The organism is Demequina sp., from assembly GCF_016278775.1.
GTDB lineage: Bacteria > Actinomycetota > Actinomycetes > Actinomycetales > Demequinaceae > Demequina.
On record NZ_JADQBF010000084.1, the window covers coordinates 1 to 4,556 of the forward strand.

The 4,556-nt window shown below is 66.6% G+C and carries 5 protein-coding genes and 1 pseudogene; 1 reads left to right on the top strand and 5 read right to left on the bottom strand.

All coding sequences use genetic code 11. From position 1 onward, the window contains the following. The 3 genes from QZZ33_RS09630 to QZZ33_RS09640 form a co-directional block, all read right to left on the bottom strand. Positions 1-514 (bottom strand): Hsp70 family protein (locus QZZ33_RS09630; protein ID WP_291379707.1); only part of this gene is annotated, 514 nt, incomplete at its 3' end. A gap of 166 nt (positions 515-680) precedes the next feature. Further along, complete coding sequence (locus QZZ33_RS09635) at positions 681-1,550, bottom strand: hypothetical protein (protein ID WP_291379708.1); 870 nt, start codon at positions 1,548-1,550, stop codon at positions 681-683. A gap of 41 nt (positions 1,551-1,591) precedes the next feature. Further along, on the bottom strand, positions 1,592-2,338 hold the full coding sequence (locus QZZ33_RS09640; protein ID WP_291379709.1) for a hypothetical protein: 747 nt from the start codon (positions 2,336-2,338) through the stop codon (positions 1,592-1,594). A 232-nt stretch (positions 2,339-2,570) separates the two neighbouring features. On the opposite strand from QZZ33_RS09640, the gene QZZ33_RS09645 reads away from it, so the two are divergent. After that, a complete protein-coding gene (locus tag QZZ33_RS09645) occupies positions 2,571-3,050 on the top strand; it encodes a rhodanese-like domain-containing protein (RefSeq protein ID WP_291379710.1) in 480 nt (159 codons plus the stop codon). Here QZZ33_RS09645 and QZZ33_RS09650 read toward each other — a convergent pair. Together QZZ33_RS09650 and QZZ33_RS09655 are read right to left on the bottom strand one after the other, a co-directional pair. After that, entirely contained in the window at positions 3,047-3,727 is a 681-nt protein-coding gene (locus tag QZZ33_RS09650; RefSeq protein ID WP_291379711.1) for an ABC transporter ATP-binding protein, read from the bottom strand. The two genes, QZZ33_RS09645 and QZZ33_RS09650, sit on opposite strands and share 4 nt — an antisense overlap. Next, positions 3,724-4,556: pseudogene (locus tag QZZ33_RS09655) on the bottom strand (iron ABC transporter permease); the annotation flags it as partial. The pseudogene QZZ33_RS09655 and the gene QZZ33_RS09650, both read right to left, overlap by 4 nt.

Consider the following 4,556-nt stretch of genomic DNA (forward strand, 5'->3'; position numbering starts at 1 on the left):
CGAGGTCGAACACCAGGATGAGCTCGTCTTCCTTGCCCTTGTCCAGGCCGTAGGCCAACGCGGCCGCAGTGGGCTCGTTGACGATGCGCAGGACGTTGAGTCCCGCGATCTCGCCGGCGTCCTTTGTGGCCTGACGCTCGGCGTCGTTGAAGTACGCGGGGACGGTGACCACTGCGTCGGTCACCTTCTCGCCCAGGTACTCCTCGGCGTCGCGCTTGAGCTTGCCGAGGATGCGGGCCGAGATCTCTTGAGGCGTGTACGTCTTCTCGTCGATCTGGGTGCTCCAGTCGGTGCCCATGTGGCGCTTGACCGACGCAATGGTGCGGTCCACGTTGGTGACGGCCTGGCGCTTGGCGATTTCGCCGACGAGCACCTCGCCCGTCTTGGAGAACGCGACGACAGACGGGGTGGTGCGGGCGCCTTCGGCGTTCGCGATGACGGTGGGCTCGCCACCCTCAAGAACGGCGACGCACGAGTTGGTGGTGCCGAGGTCAATTCCTACTGCACGGGACATGTGGAGGTCCTCCTTGGTGCTGGCCCCGGTGGGCCACTTGGGATGCGCTCAGTATTGAGCCTTCTGCACTCAAGTATCCACAAATCGTGGGCGAAGTCAAGTAAGTTGAGTGAGGTGCGCTCAAGTCTGGCAAGGAAGCGTGCGTTCCCGCGGTCCTCCCGAGTACCTACGGGTCGATGCGGAGCGAGTTCGTCACCAACGCCGCAGTGGGCTCGTCGAAGGCCCGTGTGTAGGTGATGATCTCCACGTGCACCACGCGCTGGTAGCGCACGAAGGTGTATGTGTGGAAGCTCATCCACGATCCCTTGTACTCGCTCGACACTTCGGTCACGAGTCCATCGAGCCCGTTCGCTGTCGTCACGGGACGGGCCTCGCTCGTCGTAGCGTGGGCGCGGGGGCTCCGGAGACCGTGAACGTTCGCCGCGACGAAGCGTTCGTGGTTGGCCGCGAGGTCGATGGGGCCCACCTGTCCCCGGGGATCGCCCTCAAAAACCTGGACCACGGTCGGGAAGAAACGGTCGGGGGTCGTGGAATCGATCGCGTAGTAGGTCGCGACTAGGACGGCGCCGTCAGGGGAGGGCCCGACATTGCTGTAGTAGCCACTCAGAGTGTCCGTGTCGATCCACTTCCTGCCAACCTCGAAAGCGACTGAGCCGCTATTCGACACGATCAGCTCGTTGCCTCGGGTGGGAACATCTCCCGCCGCGATAGGGCTGCCCGTGTAGTTGTCGTTCTGCTCGGGGTGCAGCGCCGCATCGACACCGTAGGCGACGGCCGCCCCCACACCTCCAAGTATTGCCAGCACGCCGACGACGCCGAGGATCCACGGCCACGCCTTGCGCTGCTTGGCCAGCTGTACACCCGCGCTGTTCTGCGGCGGGTCCCAAACGGTCGCTGGCAAGGGCGCGGGCATCCGCTGCTGAGCATTGGCAGCGGTAGGGGGAGCAGGAACTCCTGGCGGAGGGCTGAACGGTTGCACAGCGGGCCAGGCATCGGCGGCGCGCTGCCGAGAACCTTCGGGCACCTGATCGGTCATGGTTCCCCCCCAACGACCATCTCGCCTCGGCGGCCGAGCGCCTACTTGTCGATGCGCAGCGAGTCGGTGGCCAATGCGGCCGCGACATCGTCAAAGGTGCTCGTGTAGGCCATCACCTGCACGTACACCACTCGTTCGGAGCGGACGAAGGTGTACTCGTATGCGCGGATTGCGATGCCTTCCATTTCCAACGAAAGCTCTGTCACGAGCCCGTTGAGTCCGTTCGCCGTCGTCACCGGAGCTGGCTCCGATACCGTGGCGGCAGTGCCCATTTGGTTGAGCCCCGCCAGGCCCCCGGAGATGAATCCCTCGTGGGCCGATTCAAGGTCCACCGGGCCGAGCTGATTCTCGGGGACGCCTTCAAGCACCATGACCAACGTGGGAACGACGTCCACGGCCGCGAGCGGGTCGTCAGTGAAGTACGTGCCGACCAACGTGGCCCCGTTCGGCAGAGGACCGACAGCGCTGGTCACGTCGACGTAATCGTTGGCGTCGACCCACGTCGCGCCCAACTCGAGGGCGACGAAACCGGAATCGGAGACGAGCAGACGATCGCCGAGAGTGGGGGAGTCGCCCGGCGTGATCGGGGCGCCCGTGTAGTTCTCGTTCTGATCAGCATTCAGGAGGCCATTGACTGCGAGCGTGACGCCAACTCCCGCTCCGCCGAGCACGACGAGGCCTCCGACGATGCCGAGAATCCACGGCCACGCCCTCCGCTTCTTAGGCGGCTCCGGGGCCCATGTGCTTTGCGGCGGTGCCCACGCTGGCTCCTGTGGGGGCGCGTACATGGATTGCTGCGGGCTAGGAGGAGGAGCCAACTGCTGAGCGCCTGGTGGTGGGGGCGGTGCGGACGCGCTCCCGATACTCTGTGCAGGTTCTTCAGGTACAAATTCGGTCATGGCCTACCCCCTCGTTGACAGCACACTAGCGGTCGGCGGTAGGCCCAGACAACCACCCGGTGACTGTCAGGAGCCAGCCTGCACTGGACTGGCGTGGGCACCCCCGTTTAGCGTCGGCCCTATGTCACCCGCACCCACGCCAGCGCAAGCCGCCGCGCACTTCGCCGCGCGGCTGTCCTTTGAGACCGACCCCAGTGATGTCCACGTCGCTCTCGAGTCGGGCGAGCCGGGCTTTGTGTTGGTCGATACCCGCAGCCACGAGGCGTGGGAGCAGGGTCATGCCCGTGGCGCGGTCCACCTTCCCAAGGCGGACATGCCGGCGGTGATACCGACCTACCCTCCCGACACCTCGTTCGTGGTCTACTGCTGGGGCCCTGGCTGCAACGGCGCGACTCGCGCGGGGCTCATCATCTCGGAACTCGGCTACGCGGTAAGGGAGATGATCGGCGGCTTCGAGTATTGGGCGCGCGAGGGCATGCCTGTTGACCGAGTGGCTGCGGATGCCAGCGGCGCGAGCGTGACCGTGGACGCGACGCGCGCGCCAGATGCGCTGACTGCCCCTGTCGGGGACCCTGGCCAACGGATTGCGTGCGACTGCTAGCGCGCGGGCTCGACCCGGCCAGCGGTCATGTGAAGAACCCGCGAGGCAATCTTTTCCGCTTCGGAGGGATCGTGAGTCACGAGGATGGCGGTGGTTCCCGTGGTCGTGAGGATGTCTCTCATGTCATCGGCAAGACGGGCGCGAAGCTCGGCATCAAGGGAAGACAGGGGCTCGTCGAGCAAGAGCAGACGCGGCCGCGGTGCGAGCGAACGGGCCAGGGCAACGCGTTGACGCTCGCCGCCCGACAGTTTCGCGACCGCCTGGTCCCGGTAGCGGGTCAGGCCGACCAGGTCGAGCAACTCGCTCACCCGCTTGTTGCGCTGGACCGCGGGCATCCGTGCCATCTCAAGACCGAAGGCGAGGTTTCCGGCGACCGTTCGATGGGGGAACAGTTGGCCGTCCTGAAAGACGAGCCCAAAGCCGCGCCGATGAATCGGCAGGCGTGTGACGTCCTCGCCGTCAAATGACACGGTGCCGGTAGTGGGCGTGGTGATGCCGACTATGGCCGCTAGGAGGGTCGACTTGCCGCATCCCGACGGGCCCAGCAGGGCCACGGTCTCGCCCCGCTCGACGGCGAAGCTCACCGTATCGACGGCAGGTTCGTGCGCTCCGGGGTAGATCACTGTGAGGGAGTCAACGCGCAACCCTGTCTCGCCGCTGGCCACTGGCTTGCTCATAGTTCAGCCTCTCCGATTCGTCTGAAGCGCTCGGCTAGCATCATGATCGCGCCAGTGACCGCCGCCAGAAGAACCGCCGAGGCGAAGGCCATGCCCACGTTGTCGGCACCAGGGCGCCCGAGCAGGCGCACGATGGCCGTGGGTAGCGTCGGCGCGTCTGGCCGCGCCAGGAAGGCGGTGGCACCGAATTCGCCAAGAGCGATGGCTCCCGCGAAGCCGACGGCCACGCCAAAAGGCCTCGCGAGCAGCGGCCAGTCGATGAGCGCCCACACCCTCACTGGCGAGGCGCCTAGAGCAGCCGCCGCCGACCGGAGGCGGTCGTCGATCGCGCGCGCCGCGGGCACCAACGTCCGCGTCACAAAGGGAAGGGCGACCAGCGACTGGCCGATGGGAACGAGCCACCAGGACGCCCGCAAGTCGAAGCCCACCACGTTGCGGTTGAGGGTCAGCAACAGCCCCAGGCCGATCATCACCGCGCTCACCCCTACCGGGAAGACCATGACCGCGTCGAGGGCGGTGGCGCGACCAGTCCGGCGAGTGACGAGATGGGAGATCAGCAGCCCCAGCGCGCACGCGATGACGGTCGCGACCGCTGCCGCGGTGAGCGAGTGTCCGGCCGCCGTGAGCACGGTGTCAGGCAGGATTCCGCGCTCGGGTGTGACCGCCAGCGCGCGATAGTGGTCGAAAGAGTAGCCCGCTGGGCCGCGGAGCGAGCGCTCGACGAGCGCCACCATGGGGATGCCGTTCACGGCCACAAGGCCCACCATGACGGCCCCGACAGCGGCGACGTCGCGGCGCGCCGCACGCCGCGTGCCATCGATTCTGCGCA

Excerpts from the sequence above, each read along its gene's own strand:
- QZZ33_RS09645 (WP_291379710.1), top strand. The coding sequence starts at position 2,571 with ATGTCACCCGCACCCACGCCAGCGCAAGCCGCCGCGCACTTCGCCGCG.
- QZZ33_RS09640 (WP_291379709.1), bottom strand. The coding sequence starts at position 2,338 with ATGTACGCGCCCCCACAGGAGCCAGCGTGGGCACCGCCGCAAAGCACA.
- QZZ33_RS09635 (WP_291379708.1), bottom strand. The coding sequence starts at position 1,550 with ATGACCGATCAGGTGCCCGAAGGTTCTCGGCAGCGCGCCGCCGATGCC.
- QZZ33_RS09650 (WP_291379711.1), bottom strand. The coding sequence starts at position 3,727 with ATGAGCAAGCCAGTGGCCAGCGGCGAGACAGGGTTGCGCGTTGACTCC.